The following is a 14,825-nucleotide window of genomic DNA, read 5'->3' on the forward strand; positions in this document are numbered from 1 at the left end:
AACAAAACAGCGCCGATGATAGTGTAGCATTTGCTATGTGAAAGTAGGACATTACCAGGCTTCAAATAAGAGAAACCCGTTACAGCAATGTGACGGGTTTTTTGCTGTCTGGGGTTTAATAAATAGCCAAGAGCCCATTTCGAACTCAATACTCAAACAGAACAGCGCGAAGGCGAGCCCCGCGGAAGGCCGTCCCGACGCAAAGATAGTATTCCATTTGCTATGTGACTCTCCACTGCTGTGGGCACCACGACATTACCAGGCTTCAAATACAAGAAAGCCCGACTAGCAATAGTCGGGCTTCTTTGCAGACGTAAAAAAGTAATCTTCAGCATTCCCTTCTCTAAAGCGTAGCGTCTCTTAAGTGAATCGCCTCTTTGTGAACAGTGTTTTGGTTATTCAATACACTGGCCTATGTTAGATAACATTTCACTGTGACTCTCTACCGCTGAGGGCACCATGACATTCTACTGCGTAGCGCACCGACTTCAAATTGTAGAAAGCCCGACTAGAAATAGTCGGGCTTTTTTACGTCTGCAGAAAAGTGACATTCAATATTTCCTTCTCTAAAGCGCAGCGTCTCTTAAGCGAAGCGCCTCTTTGTGAAGAGTGTTTTAGTTATCTAGTACATTACCAGATGATGACGCAGAATTAGCTCTTTGGCTCTTTGGCTCTTTAGCGCAGGGTACAGCGCCACTGATATAAAGCCGTTATCCTACTCTAAATGAAAGAAAGTCCGACTCGAAAGAGTAGACTTTTTATATGACTGTAAACCTTTAACAGTTTGGCTTGTGGTGTTGGAGTGTTCTATCTTATGTATTCGGTTATTTATTAAAGAAACTTAGTTGCAGGGGTAAAAATTAGAATCAAAAACGCCAACTCAAGGTTGGCGTTTTAATTATGAGGCTAAAGGTTGTTTTTAAGCTTTAGGGCCTGCATTTTTAATATCGTCAGATACGTCGTATTTAGCAAAGTTTTCTGTAAAGTCAGCAGCCAATTTAGCTGCATATTCATTATATTTAGCCTTATCTTCCCACGTGTTAATAGGGTTAAGAAGGTTGCTATCAACACCTGGTACTGCAACTGGTACGTTTAAGTTCAATGCATCAATATGTTGAGTTTCAACACCGGCTAATTTACCTGACACTATAGCGTCAATTACAGCACGTGTAGTTGGTATATCAAAACGCTTGCCGATACCGTAAGGACCGCCAGTCCAGCCAGTATTCACTAGGTAAACTTTAGCGCCAAACTCACGTACACGTTTCATTAGAAGCTCAGCATAAACACCTGCAGGACGTGGGAAGAACGGTGCGCCAAAACAGGTTGAGAATGTAGATTCTATATCGCTTGTTGAACCAATTTCGGTTGAACCTACTTTAGCAGTATATCCGCTTAGGAAGTGGTACGCAGCGGCTTCTTCACTCAGTACAGATACAGGAGGTAATACGCCACTTACATCACATGTTAAGAATACAACAGCTTTAGGCTCACCTGCGCGGTTTTCTACTTTACGCTTTTCAACATGTTCTAATGGGTAAGCAGCTCTGCTATTTTGGGTCAGACTTGTATCGTTAAAATCTGGCACACCTCTATCATCAAGCACAACATTTTCTAAGATAGTACCAAAGCGGATTGCATCCCAAATAACAGGCTCATTCTTTTGTGAAAGGTCGATACATTTTGCGTAACAGCCGCCTTCGATGTTAAATACACTACCAGGTGCCCAGCCATGTTCGTCATCACCGATTAGGAAGCGAGTTGGGTCAGCTGATAACGTTGTTTTACCAGTACCAGATAAACCGAAGAATAATGCTGTGTCGCCAGCTTCACCAACGTTAGCCGAACAGTGCATTGGTAATACACCTTTAGCTGGTAATAAGAAGTTTTGAACTGAGAACATCGATTTTTTCATTTCACCGGCGTAGCGCATACCCGCAAGCAATACTTTACGTTGTGCGAAGTTAATGATTACGGTGCCATCGCTGTTAGTACCATCACGCTCTGGCTCACATACAAACGAAGGTACGTTCATCACTTGCCATTGCGGTAAGTTTGAAGCGTTATAGTTTTTAGGTTCAATAAACATGTTTTTGGCAAAAATATGATGCCATGCAGTTTCTGTTGTAACAACTACAGGTAAATAATGCTCTGGGTCTGCGCCAACTTCTAGGTGAGAGGTGAAGTGGTCATTACTTTGCACATGTGCTTCTACGCGTGCCCACAAAGCATCAAATTTGTCAGCATCAAAAGGACGGTTTACATTGCCCCATTGAATTTCATTTTGTGTTGAAGCTTCTTGTACAATAAAACGATCTCGAGGTGAACGACCAGTTCGTTTTCCTGTAATGGCTACGAAAGCACCATTTGCGGCTAGAGTTCCTTCGCCACGGCGGATCGCATGCTCGACAAGTTCAGCTGCGGTTAAATCGACAAAACGTGTAGCGCTTGTAATCATGTTTATACCTAACTATGTGTGAGAGTTTGAACGGGATAGCTCTGGGTAAATAGTGCCCTTTAGCTGTAATGATAGTAACAGAAGGTTTTGAGATATTCGAGCCTGTAAAGCCTCTAAAAACATATATATTTGCAAAAAAACATGAATAATTTCAATGATACCGGTGTCATTAAATGTTACTTTTCATGACACCGGTATCATCTTTTTATAATATAAAACCGCATATTTTGCGGCTTTATATAGGAAGATGAGCTGAGATGGAGTTTTTAGTTGAAAATACTCTTAATGTCTTGCTCATTAAACGTATATTCTTTTAAGCAGTAATGACAGTTGATATTAACACTGCCGTTTTCTGCTACATCATCGAGTAGTTCTTGTTGTCCTACATTAACTAATGCGGTGATTGTTTTGTCGCGACTACAGCCACATTTGAAACGTATGCTTTGTGGTTCAAAAACACGTGGATTATCTTCATGGTACAAACGAGTTAAGATTGTATTTGCATCAAGATTTAATAGCTCTTCATCTTTTATCGTATTGCTGAGTGCTTCTAGGTGGGTGAAGTCTTCAATTGACTTCTGTTTATCAACAGGCAGTACCTGTAAAAATAAACCACATGCCTTTGCACTGCCTGCGGTTGTATTGGTTGCAAACCATAAACGAGTTTTTAACTGCTCTGATTGCTCAAAGTAACTTTCAATACACTCACTTAGAGTGTCATGCTCTAGAGGGACTATACCTTGGTAGCGCTCACCTTTATCTGGCGTAATAGTAATAACCATATAGCCATTACCGATTAGTTCTTTGACAGTACTGCCTGTCACTTCATTTTGTAGACGAGCAATACCACGCATATTTTGCTTATCATCACCATTTATTACTGCATATTTAACGGGTCCGTCACCTTGCAGTTGCACGGCTATTTCACCTTCAAATTTTAATGTAGCTGTCAGTAAGCAAGTAGCGACCAATAGCTCACCTAGTAATGCTTTTACAGGTGCTGGGTAATTATGGTTTGCAATCATTTCATTGTAGGCACTCTCAATTTGAACGAGTTCGCCACGAACATCTAGTTCGTTGAATAAATAACGGTGAAGTAAATCTTGTTGCATGAGCGGCTATACCTAACTTGATTTCATTTTTAAAAGTTCGCGTCTTTGCTTTTTATCGGGTTTTTTATCCGGATGAGGAGCAAAAAAGCTATTATTTTTACGTGCGATGCTGTTTTCTTCGCGTTTGGCGATACTAGCATCAGATTCTTGGTACAAGGTCTGAGCAATGGGGGCGCTTTGTCGTTTTTCAAGCACTTTCGTTATGGTTACGATTTTTTCATCTACACCTTGAGCGAGTTTCACTATCGCACCAACTTCGACTATTTTACTCGCCTTTGTTCGCTGTCCATTATAATGCACTTTACCGCCTTGTACCATTTCCCTTGCTATCGCACGTGTTTTATAAAAACGTGCTGCCCATAACCATTTATCTAATCGAACTTTTAAGTTATCTACGAGGTCAGAGTCTTTATTACTATTGCTTTTTTTACTCATAACGTATTTGTACCTGCAGTAATTTGTTATCTAAAATTTACCACGAAATCTATCTAGGATGAAGGTATTACAGTGGGCGTTTGTTTTTTGTTCAAGTAAATAGAAGTTATTCATTCTGTTTACAAAGTTTAATATTAGTGTGCTTGTTGAATGAAAAATGAAAGGGTACTATGGGGACGCGCTTACGCAGTAAATTAAAAAAAGAACACTATTTATGGAACAGCAAATCCAACAGCTAAAACACATTTTAACTCGATTACCGCATGCTAAATTAAGTGCGTTAGTCACGCTATTAGTTGTTGTTTACCTTGCATTTTTATTATCAAAATTGGTTTGGCTTTTATGGCCTCAACCTCAGGTATCTTTACTTAGTCCTACTCAGTTTGCCACACAGTCATCGGGAACAAGTAATAATTCGGCACAACGCATTGTTGAGCAGTTTTTGTTTGGTAAAAAAACGGTAACAAACAGCGCTAATACTGCAAAACAATCACAAATTATTAATGATGCCCCTGAAACACGTTTAAGTATTAACTTAACAGGCATAGTAGCTGTAAGTAATGATGATAAAGCAGGCGTTGCAATTATTGAGTCACAGGGCAAGCAGGTTAGCTACCTTGTCGATGAAGTCGTATCTGGAACGCGTGCAAAAGTAGCGCAAATACTTCCTGACCGTGTCATTTTAAGTGTAAATGCCCGTTTTGAGACGCTTATGCTTGATGGACTCGATTTTACCAAAACAGTCTCTATGCCGGTGCTCGCTGCAAAAGATGAGCAAGAAATGGGGCCGCAGCGATTAGAAGAAAGTGAAGAACTAATAAATGCGACTGCAGACCCAGAAGTAAAAGAAGCCATTATAGAAACACGTGAAGAATTATTAGAAGAACCCGGTAAGCTTTTTGATTACATACGTGTATCTCAAGCAATGAGTGAAGGCGAACTCATTGGTTATCGCTTAAGTCCGGGAAAAGAACCCGCACTATTTAAGAAAATGGGATTAAAAAACAACGATTTAGCTGTTTCTATTAACGGCTATCAACTAACGGATTTAAAACAGGCCATGTCAGCCATTAATGAGCTGCGTAATAGCACCGATGCTACTATCACTATTGAGCGTGATGGAGAGCAAATAGATGTGCAATTTAGCCTGCAATAACTTAGCTTTGGAGTTTTAACATAATGGTTCAGGTGCTACACCTCACAAAAATTAAAAAAGGGTTAGCTAAGTACGCAGCACTTTTTTTGGCGGCAAGTATTTCTTTGTCTGTTTCTGCAGTTGAATATGCAGCAAATTTTAAGGGCACTGATATCAACGAGTTTATTAATATTGTTGGTAAAAACCTTAATAAAACGGTGATTATAGATCCCAACGTGCGTGGCAAAGTAAATGTACGTAGCTATGAGTTAATGGATGAAGATCTTTACTATCAATTCTTTTTAAATGTATTAGAAGTTTACGGCTACTCAGCTGTTGAAATGGATAATGGCATTATTAAAGTAGAAAAAAGTTCTGACGCTAAAAAATCGAATGTGCCACTAATTACTGAAAACAGTTCTGCATCGGGCGATATGATGATCACCCGTGTAGTGCGCGTAAAAAATGTAAGCGTGCAAGAACTAGGACCATTAGTTCGTCAATTTAGCGATCAAAAAGATGGTGGCCATGTTGCTAACTTTAATGCTGCAAACGTAATGATGTTGACTGGCCATGCTGCATCAGTAAACCGCTTAGTGGAAATTATCCGCTCAGTTGACCAAGCCGGTGATAAGCGTGTTGATATTGTAAAGCTTAAATACGCAACGGCTGATGATGTTGTTTCTGTAGTAGAAAATATTTATAAAGATAGTGGCAAAGGAAGCGTACCAGAATTTTTGATTCCTAAAGTCGTAGCCGACGGCCGTACCAATAGCGTAATTGTAAGTGGTGAAGGGCAAGCCCGCACACGTGCAATTGAATTGATTAAGCGCCTTGATGGTGAGCTTGAAAGCCAAGGCAACACTAAGGTGTTTTATTTAAACTATGCCAAATCGGAAGACTTAGTTAAGGTTCTTCAGGGTGTAAGTAAAACGTTAACCGAGGAAGCTCAAGGTAGTGCAACTAAAACGCGTTCGCGTAGTAACAGCGAAACCAGCATTGAGGCACACCCAGAGTCAAACTCACTAATAATTACTGCACAGCCAGATACTATGCGTTCATTAGAATCAGTTATTGAACGATTAGATATTCGTCGCGCACAAGTATTAGTTGAAGCAATTATTATTGAAGTGATGGAAGGTGATGGCGTTAACTTAGGCTTGCAGTGGATTTCAGAGCAAGGCGGCATGCTGCAGTTTAATAACGGTACAACAGTACCTGTTGGGTCGTTAGCTGTTGCAGCAGAACAAGCTGCAGATCAAACAGTAACTAAAACAATTATTGGTACAGAGTCTGGCACGGTTACACCTTACACAGAAACGACAGAAGGTGACTACGGGCCGCTTGCATCATTACTTAGTGGTATTAATGGCTTAGCTCTGGGCGTTATAAAAAATGACTGGGGCGCAATTATTCAGGCTGTAGCAACCGACACTAACTCAAATATTTTGGCAACGCCTTCAATTACCACTATGGATAACGAAGAAGCCTCTATTTTAGTGGGTCAAGAAGTACCTATTATTACCGGATCTCAAACAGGCACTAACAATAGCAACCCATTTCAAACGGTTGAGCGTCAAGAAGTGGGTATTAAACTTATTGTAACGCCACAAATTAACGATGGCTCAGCGGTACAGCTCACCATTGAGCAAGAGGTATCGAGTGTAAGTGGTGCAACTGCGGTTGATATTTCAGTGAACAAACGCGCTATTAAGACAACGGTTATCGCCGATGATGGCGGTATGGTTGTTTTAGGTGGCTTAATAGACGAAGACGTTCAAGAAAGTGTGTCTAAAGTCCCATTATTAGGTGATATTCCTGTTTTAGGGCACCTATTTAGGTCAACAAACACGACTCGCCGTAAGCGTAACTTAATTGTATTTATCCGCCCAACGATCATCCGTGATGGGGTGAGCATGAATAAGTTAAGTTTTAACAAGTATAACTTTATTCGTGGTGAGCAAACTAAGCAGCAAGAAGATGGTATTGATTTAATGCCAATGACCGATACCCCTGTATTGCCAGAGTGGAATGATGAGCTAGTACTTCCGCCAACTTATGAAGAGCACTTACGTAAACAAAATGCACAAGAGCGTAAAGATGACTAATGCGATACAAGAGATAAACCAAGACGTGGTTCATCCTAATACGCATAGTTCAGATGAGCCCTTAGCTGATGACGTACTCGTTGAGTTACCAGCAAAACGTTTACCATTTTCGTACGCGCGACGTGCAGGTGTTTTACTCAGTGAATATCAAGGCCAAACTACCGTGTACTTTCGTGGTGAGCTTGATTTAGATGTATTACTTGAAGTGCGCCGAATCGCAGGTCATGGCTTTAAATTAGAGCAGCTTGATGATGACAAGTTTGAATTGTTACTAGAGTCATCTTACCAACGTGATAGCTCTGAAACGCAGCAAATGATGGAAGATATTGGCAACGAAGTTGATCTGTTTTCTTTAGCTGATGAGCTCCCGCAAACTGAAGATTTATTAGCTGGTGATGACGATGCGCCCATTATAAAACTCATTAATGCCATGCTTAGCGAGGCCATTAAAGAGGGGGCGTCAGATATTCATATTGAAACGTTCGAGCAAGAGCTTGTGATTCGTTTCAGGGTTGATGGGGTTTTAAAAGAAGTACTAAAACCAAATCGTAAACTTGCCTCATTGCTTGTATCGCGTATTAAGGTAATGGCAAAACTCGATATAGCTGAAAAGCGTATTCCGCAAGATGGTCGTATTAGCTTGCGTATTGCAGGACGTGCAGTAGATGTGCGTGTATCAACCATGCCGTCGAGCTTTGGTGAGCGAGTAGTATTACGTTTACTTGATAAGAACAATGCTCGCCTAAACCTAGAAGATTTAGGTATGACTCCAAAAAACCGTGAGTTGTTTGCTGACTTAATTAGTAAGCCGCACGGGATTATTTTGGTAACAGGACCAACGGGTTCTGGTAAAAGTACCACCTTGTATGCAGGTATGAGCCAAATAAATTCTCGCGATCGTAATATTCTGACTGTAGAAGATCCTATTGAGTACGAGATCCCAGGTATTGGTCAAACGCAAGTAAATACAAAAGTAGATATGACGTTTGCAAGAGGGTTGCGTGCTATTTTACGTCAAGATCCCGATGTTGTAATGGTGGGTGAAATACGTGATCTTGAAACTGCCCAAATAGGGGTTCAAGCATCACTTACTGGTCACTTAGTTATGTCTACACTGCATACAAATACGGCGTCTGGTGCTATTACTCGAATGGAAGACATGGGCGTTGAACCGTTTTTGCTTTCTTCATCGCTATTAGGTGTTTTATCTCAGCGCTTAGTGCGTACGTTGTGTAACAGCTGTAAAGAAGGGCATGTGGCAGACGAACGTGAATGTCAGCTTTTAGGTGTACCATTTGAGAGCAAGCCAACGATTTACCGTGCAATAGGCTGTGAAGAATGTAACTTTAATGGTTACAAAGGTCGTACTGGTATACACGAGTTACTTGTTGTAGATGAAACAATACGAGAAATGATCCACAACGGTAAAGGCGAGCAAAGTGTAGAAAAATACATTCGCACTCATAGCCCAAGTATTCGCCAAGATGGTTGCAGCCGTGTGCTTGCAGGAAAAACCACGCTTGAAGAAGTGCTGCGTGTTACCCGTGAGGAAGGCTAATAATGGCTGCGTTTGAATATCGGGCATTAGATGGCCGCGGCAAAGAAAAAAAAGGTATTTTAGAGGCCGATACCGCCAAACAAGTTCGTCAGCTTCTGCGCGATAAAAGCTTAACCCCTTTAGAGGTTGTGCCTGCGGCTCAGAGTGATAAACAGGTAAAGGGTGAGAAAGCGCCTTTATTTGGTAGCCTTTTTAAACCAAGTATTTCTACATCTGAACTTGCGCTCATCACACGCCAGTTAGCAACGTTAATTCAGTCAGCATTACCAGTTGAGGGCGCGGTTATGGCGGTGGCTGAGCAGTGTGAAAAACCACGTTTAAAACGTATGTTAATGTCGGTTCGTTCAAAAGTTGTTGAAGGCTATACCCTTGCTGATGGTATGAGTGAGTTTCCCCATGTGTTTGACGACTTATATCGTTCAATGGTGGCTGCGGGTGAAAAGTCAGGGCATCTTGACCAAGTACTTAATCGCTTAGCCGATTACACCGAGCAGCGTCAGCATATGCGTAGTCAAATAACACAGGCTATGGTTTACCCAACTATTCTAGTTATTTTTGCCATTGGTATAGTGTCGGTTTTATTAGGTACTGTTGTTCCTAAAATACTAAAAACCTTTGAAAAAACTAAACAAGTATTACCTTGGACCACCGAGTGGGTAATGGCTGGGAGTCATTTTGTACAAAATTACTGGTTTATTAGCCTACTAGCCATCACCGGCATTGCGATTGGCATTAAGTACGCATTAAAAAAACCACAAGTGCGCTTTTGGTGGGACGACCGTGTGCTGCATATGCCGGGTATTGGTAAGGTGGCTCGTGGTATTAATACCGCTCGCTTTGCTCGTACGTTAAGTATTTTATCTTCAAGCTCTGTACCACTACTTGAAGGAATGCGGATTTCTGGCGATGTACTCGTAAACGAAAAAATCAAGAAGTCGGTAGCCGACGCAGCTGACAGAGTAAGCGAAGGTGCAAGCCTTAGAGCGGCCTTACAGCAAACTAAATTATTCCCGCCGATGATGCTACATATGATCGCCAGTGGTGAAAAATCAGGTGAGCTAGAGCAAATGCTAGAGCGTGCAGCGAATAACCAAGACCGTGAATTTGAAAGCATGGTAAACGTATCGCTTAAGTTATTAGAGCCTGCAATGATTGCTTCTATGGCTGTTATCGTTTTATTTATTGTTATGGCCATTTTGCAGCCTATTATGGCAATGAACAAAGCAGTTGGGCTCTAAATTTAAATAGTTTTTATATATTAATGGTTTTACCTAAACCATTTTTGCTTAGTGTTTTTAGAATAATGAGGTAATTACGTGAACAAACAATCAGGTTTTTCTTTACTAGAAGTAATGGTGGTACTGGTTATCATCGGGATGATTATGTCTATTGTTGCGCCAAATATTATGGGCCAACAAGAAGAGGCCGCTATTGATAAAGCGCATTTAGATATTCAGCAGCTTGAAGATGCTATGAGCTTATACAAGCTTAAAAATAAAAGTTACCCAAGCACAGAGCAAGGTCTTGAAGCGTTAGTGACTAAAACGTCTATTGAGCCTGTTCCAAAACGTTTTCCTGATGGCGGCTTTATCAGCGAATTACCAGAAGATCCATGGGGTAATACATACTTATTAATAAGCCCAGGTGAAATTGGTAAATTTGATATTTTCTCTATGGGACCAGACGGTGAAGTCGGTACCGACGACGACATTGGTAACTGGGATGAAGAAAAGCAGTAATGAGTCAGTCTACTGAGCTTAAACTAAATGTACTTTTTGAAGACTTATTATGAACGTAGGTCTTCAATTAATGCACAAGAAAAAGGGTTTTAGCTTAATCGAGATTTTAGTTGTATTAGTGGTTATCGCTTTTGCAACAAAAATGGTGGTATACAGCTTAGATGGCGGCGCCGAAGATGAGTTAGATGCTCAAGCGCTTAGGTTGCATACCACCATTAATATGGCGTCAGAATTTGCAATTTTAAATCAGGTCGAGCTTGGCTTACTCGTTGAGAAAAATACCCTAGAATACTTGGTATTTGATGGGGAAAAATGGGTAACCTTTGACAGAGAAGAGTTATTTAAACCCATAGAGTTGGAGCCACGCCTAAAGCTTACCCTCAACTTAGAAGACCTTGCATGGGCTCAAGATAATCTACTTGAACAGTCTAATTGGCGAGAGCTTATGAGTGGTGGTGAAGAAGATAGCTTACTCGAACTTAAAAAGCTTAAAATACCTCAAGTACTTATTTTATCGTCGGGCGAAGTAAGCGCATTTCAGTTAATTCTTGAGCTAAAAGATCAAAGTGACCCTGTTTACTTTATTGAGGGTGAATTTACAGCACCAGTAAATTTAAGAAGAGAGCCAGAGTAATGACATTAAGTAAAGGCTTTACCTTGTTAGAAGTACTTGTTGCTTTGAGTATTTGTGCAATGGCGGGTATTGCAGCAATGCAAGCCACAGGCGAGCATATTCATCACTTAACAACAATTGAAGAACAAACATATGCCTCATGGGTTGCTGAAAATGTCATTATTGAACAACGGGTAAAAGGCGAGCAATGGCAAGGTAAAAATAACTTACGTGGTAGTGAGGTTATGGGTGGTGTTGAATGGTTTTGGCAGCAAGAGGTTATGCCCACTGCAGATAAAAGCTTTGTTAAATTAACCATAAATGTATTTATCGATGAAAAGTACGAACAGTCAGTCTATGAGCTTTCAACGTATTTAAATAAAGGTAAAAAGTAAGTGAAGCAGCGCGGATTTACATTGCTTGAAGTAATGGTTGCTTTGGGGATTTTAGCTTTTGTTGTTATTTCTACGCACCAAATACTAGACAGCACAACTAAAGCAAAAGACGCATCGGACGAAAAAATAGCGGAACTTAATGGTTTACAAACAACGTTTAGACTTATGGACCAAGACTTTAGCCAAATGACTAAACGTGCAGTTAGAAACGAGTCTGGTGACGTACAAGAATATTATTTATTAGCAGGGCGTTATGTGCTTGAAAGCCAATATGACGGCATTGCATTTGTAAGAGACGGTTGGATAAACCCAATAAATTTATTACCTAGGTCAGAGCTGCAGGCTGTTGGATATAGGGTCATAGATGATAATCTTGAGCGTGTGTATCGCGTGTACGTTGATCAGCTTGATAATATGGAGCCACGTGTACAGCAGGTATTAGAAAACGTCGAAGAGCTTAAGTTTGAATTTTTAGACAGTGACAATAAGTGGCAAGAACAATGGGAAGTAAAAGCATTGCCTAAAGCGGTTGCGGTTACTTTACAACAAATAGAGGCCGAACCTATTCGTCGTGTATTTTTAGTTCCTGGGCAAGGAAGTAGAAGTAATGGGTAGGCAGTCTTCGCGCGGAGCAGCGCTGGTTATTGTGTTATTTATTGTTGCATTAGCTGCTATTTTAGCCGTAGAAATGAGTGCTAATTTAATGGTGCAAGTGCAAAAAAGTACTAATTTACAAGGTCACCAACAAGCAAAATGGTATGCCTACGGTGCTGAAGAGTTAGCTATTAAAGGGCTTATTCAAAGCAAGAAAGATGACCCAGATAAAACAACGCTTGATCAAGTATGGGCAACACAAGGTAACGCAGCATACCCAGTTGATAACGGCACATTAAGTGGTTCAATTACTGACTTGCAATCATGTTTAAATTTAAACGCCATAGCGAATGAACCCGATACAAATAGCGCTGATAAAACAAACCCTGCACACAAAGCACTGTTTGCCTTACTTGAAAATATAGAAGATTTACCAGCGGATGAATCGGAAGAAGCAATGGCTGATAGCGTGTTCGACTGGCTGGATGAAAATAGCATAACCTATCGCTCAGGTGCTGAAGAGGGAGAGTACTTATCCCGTAAATTTCCGTATATGACTGCTAATAGTTTATTTGCATCTCCATCGGAACTTCGCTTGGTAAAAGGCTTTAACCCGCTAGTAATGGAAAAAGTACTGCCTTATGTGTGTGTTATTCCGGGGAGCACTCAGCTTTTAATTAACATTAATACAATAGCACCAGAACAGGCTTTACTACTAAGCGCGCTGATGGATAATTTAAGTTTGTCGGCTGCAGAGGCTGTTATTGCTGCAAGGCCACAAACAGGTTTTGATTCTTTAGAAGAATTTTTTGAACAAGTACAGCAACAAGGCGGTACAAACACTGAATCAGTGAAAGACTTATTTAGTATTAAAAGCGAATATTTTAAATTACAAACGCAGGCAAACTTTGTAGATCTGCGTTTTTCGATGACCACCTTACTGCACGCCAAAGACGGCGAAGTAACGATACTGGCGCGAAAATTTGGAGGCGTACAGTGACAGAAATATTGTTGATCCGTACGGGTCAAACCCAACAAGAACGATTAAATTGGCTTGTATATTCACCACAAGAACAAGAAATAATAGCCAGTGGTGAGCTATCAAGCGCAGGCAATTTGAATGAATTAAGTGAAAAAGCAGCCAACAGGGAAGTGGTTGTTTTATTGCCGAGCGATCAAGTGCAATTAAAAACGGTAACACTACCCACAAAGTGGAATCGCAAATTAGAGCAAGCACTCCCTTACATGCTTGAAGAAGATATAGCCTGCGATGTAGACGATTTGTATATAGCTATAGGCGAAGCAACTATGGTTGGTGAGCAGCATGCTATTCAGGTTGCTATGACTGACCGCGAATGGTTTGAGCAATGGCTCGCGTTGTTTGTGGAACATGAGCTGCCTGTTTATAAAATATTACCTGATGCACTGTTGTTACCCTCTGTAGGTGAGGGAGAGGCTAGTGCTATAGAGCTCAATCAGCAGTGGCTGTTTAAGCAAGGGGCATGGCATATTAGTGCGGTTGAATTAAGCTGGTTGTCAGGTTACTTGACTGCGTTAGGTAATCCTGAGGTTAAACACTTTAGCCCAGCGGAAGACTTCCCAGAGGGGACGAATTTACAAGCGCAAACAAGTCAGTACGATCTCCCGTTAGCTTTATTTGCTAAGCAATTAAATAACGTTAAATTCAACCTTCGCCAAGGTGTTTACCAGCTTAAAAAGAAAAGCGCGCTCTGGTGGGGTTACTGGAAAGGCGCGGCAATTTTTACAGCCGTCGCATTGGGCTCTACTTTAGTTATAAAGGCAATTGAGTTGCAACAGCTTAATTCTCAGGTCGATATAGTAAAAAACCAAGTAGTTGAGCGATACCAGACAGCATTCCCCGGATCTAAAGTGCATCCTAATTTGATAAAAAATCAGATTAAAGGCGCATTAGATAGAATAGAAGGCTCTGATGAATCCGGTTTTTTAGAGCTGACGACTAATTTGGTTGATGTATTTTCACAAGTGAATGAGTTCACACCAGAAACATTACGTTACGACAAACGAAGAAACGAGTTACGTATTCGCGCCCGTGCTAAAGACTTTCAAACCTTTGGTAAAGTAAAAACCATACTCGAAAAGCAAGGCTTAACGGTAGAGCAAGGGTCTTTAAATAACGATGGTGATTTTGTGGTAGGTGAGATTAAATTGCGAGGTGCTGCATGAAAGCACAAGCGATAAAATACTGGCGTTCTTTAAAAGAACAAGAGCAGCAACTTATTATGGTTGCTGGTGGTATATTTGTTATTTTTATTCTTGTGATGGGGATATTCAGGCCGTTAAATAACGCCATAACAAAAGCGGAACAATCGAAAATTAAGCAACAGGCTTTGCTCGTGTGGGTTGACGAAAGCATAGTAAAGCTAAAAGCAGCGGGTAATACGCGTGTTGCGAGTAGTCAAAATCTAAGCCAAGTGGTTAACTCTACCCGCAGTCGCTATCAAATCAATATTAGTAAAATGCAGCCTAGTGATGGTTCGCTGCGTTTAACGCTCGACTCAGTAGAGTTTAATAAACTAGTAGAATGGCTCGATGAATTAGTGAATCAGCATGGTTTAAAAATCGAAAACTTAGATTTAAGTCGCGACGATAAATCGGGTTATGTAAGAGTAAGCCGTTTGGTATTAGAGAATTAATAA

Annotated in this window: 14 protein-coding genes; 11 read left to right on the forward strand and 3 right to left on the reverse strand. The window is 40.8% G+C overall.

What is annotated here, in order from left to right:
- Window positions 1-919: 919 nt before the first annotated feature.
- From CWB65_RS12045 to hslR, 3 genes are all read right to left on the reverse strand, one after another.
- Window positions 920-2,458 (reverse strand): phosphoenolpyruvate carboxykinase, encoded by a 1,539-nt coding sequence (locus tag CWB65_RS12045; protein ID WP_138740665.1) that lies wholly within the window; start codon window positions 2,456-2,458, stop codon window positions 920-922.
- Between the two features lie 266 nt (window positions 2,459-2,724).
- A complete protein-coding gene (gene hslO, locus CWB65_RS12050; RefSeq protein ID WP_138740666.1) occupies window positions 2,725-3,570 on the reverse strand; it encodes an Hsp33 family molecular chaperone HslO in 846 nt (281 codons plus the stop codon).
- A gap of 12 nt (window positions 3,571-3,582) precedes the next feature.
- Entirely contained in the window at window positions 3,583-4,005 is a 423-nt protein-coding gene (gene hslR, locus CWB65_RS12055) for a ribosome-associated heat shock protein Hsp15 (RefSeq protein WP_058430373.1), read from the reverse strand.
- A gap of 214 nt (window positions 4,006-4,219) precedes the next feature.
- On the opposite strand from hslR, the gene gspC reads away from it, so the two are divergent.
- The 11 genes from gspC to CWB65_RS12110 all read left to right on the forward strand — a co-directional run bounded on the left by gspC (window position 4,220) and on the right by CWB65_RS12110 (window position 14,822).
- Window positions 4,220-5,161: a type II secretion system protein GspC gene (gene gspC / locus CWB65_RS12060; protein WP_138740667.1), complete on the forward strand. Its 942-nt coding sequence runs from the start codon at window positions 4,220-4,222 to the stop codon at window positions 5,159-5,161.
- A gap of 23 nt (window positions 5,162-5,184) precedes the next feature.
- Window positions 5,185-7,248 carry a type II secretion system secretin GspD gene (gene gspD, locus CWB65_RS12065; protein WP_138740668.1) on the forward strand — a complete coding sequence of 688 codons (2,064 nt, stop codon included), beginning with the start codon at window positions 5,185-5,187 and terminating at the stop codon, window positions 7,246-7,248.
- Window positions 7,241-8,806 carry a type II secretion system ATPase GspE gene (gene gspE, locus CWB65_RS12070; RefSeq protein ID WP_008129625.1) on the forward strand — a complete coding sequence of 522 codons (1,566 nt, stop codon included), beginning with the start codon at window positions 7,241-7,243 and terminating at the stop codon, window positions 8,804-8,806. Before gspD ends, gspE begins: the two co-directional genes overlap by 8 nt.
- 2 nt (window positions 8,807-8,808) lie before the next feature.
- A complete protein-coding gene (gene gspF / locus CWB65_RS12075; protein WP_006794633.1) occupies window positions 8,809-10,044 on the forward strand; it encodes a type II secretion system inner membrane protein GspF in 1,236 nt (411 codons plus the stop codon).
- A 78-nt stretch (window positions 10,045-10,122) separates the two neighbouring features.
- Window positions 10,123-10,545, forward strand: a complete 423-nt coding sequence (gene gspG / locus CWB65_RS12080) for a type II secretion system major pseudopilin GspG (RefSeq protein WP_006794634.1) — start codon at window positions 10,123-10,125, stop codon at window positions 10,543-10,545.
- A 70-nt stretch (window positions 10,546-10,615) separates the two neighbouring features.
- Window positions 10,616-11,179: a prepilin-type N-terminal cleavage/methylation domain-containing protein gene (locus tag CWB65_RS12085; RefSeq protein WP_008129629.1), complete on the forward strand. Its 564-nt coding sequence runs from the start codon at window positions 10,616-10,618 to the stop codon at window positions 11,177-11,179.
- Entirely contained in the window at window positions 11,179-11,553 is a 375-nt protein-coding gene (gspI, locus tag CWB65_RS12090; RefSeq protein WP_008129632.1) for a type II secretion system minor pseudopilin GspI, read from the forward strand. The genes CWB65_RS12085 and gspI overlap by 1 nt, the downstream gene beginning before the upstream one ends.
- Window positions 11,554-12,168 carry a type II secretion system minor pseudopilin GspJ gene (gene gspJ / locus CWB65_RS12095; RefSeq protein WP_006794637.1) on the forward strand — a complete coding sequence of 205 codons (615 nt, stop codon included), beginning with the start codon at window positions 11,554-11,556 and terminating at the stop codon, window positions 12,166-12,168.
- Window positions 12,161-13,147, forward strand: coding sequence for a type II secretion system minor pseudopilin GspK (gspK, locus tag CWB65_RS12100; protein ID WP_138740669.1), 987 nt, complete (start codon window positions 12,161-12,163; stop codon window positions 13,145-13,147). The genes gspJ and gspK overlap by 8 nt, the downstream gene beginning before the upstream one ends.
- The gene (gspL, locus tag CWB65_RS12105) at window positions 13,144-14,352 is read left to right on the forward strand and encodes a type II secretion system protein GspL (RefSeq protein WP_008129637.1); all 1,209 of its coding nucleotides are present in this window, start codon (window positions 13,144-13,146) and stop codon (window positions 14,350-14,352) included. Before gspK ends, gspL begins: the two co-directional genes overlap by 4 nt.
- Window positions 14,349-14,822 (forward strand): type II secretion system protein M, encoded by a 474-nt coding sequence (locus CWB65_RS12110; protein WP_010558132.1) that lies wholly within the window; start codon window positions 14,349-14,351, stop codon window positions 14,820-14,822. Before gspL ends, CWB65_RS12110 begins: the two co-directional genes overlap by 4 nt.
- Window positions 14,823-14,825: the final 3 nt, after the last annotated feature.

Origin of the sequence: Pseudoalteromonas sp. S554 (genome assembly GCF_005930865.1) — a bacterium.
Lineage (GTDB): Bacteria > Pseudomonadota > Gammaproteobacteria > Enterobacterales > Alteromonadaceae > Pseudoalteromonas > Pseudoalteromonas marina.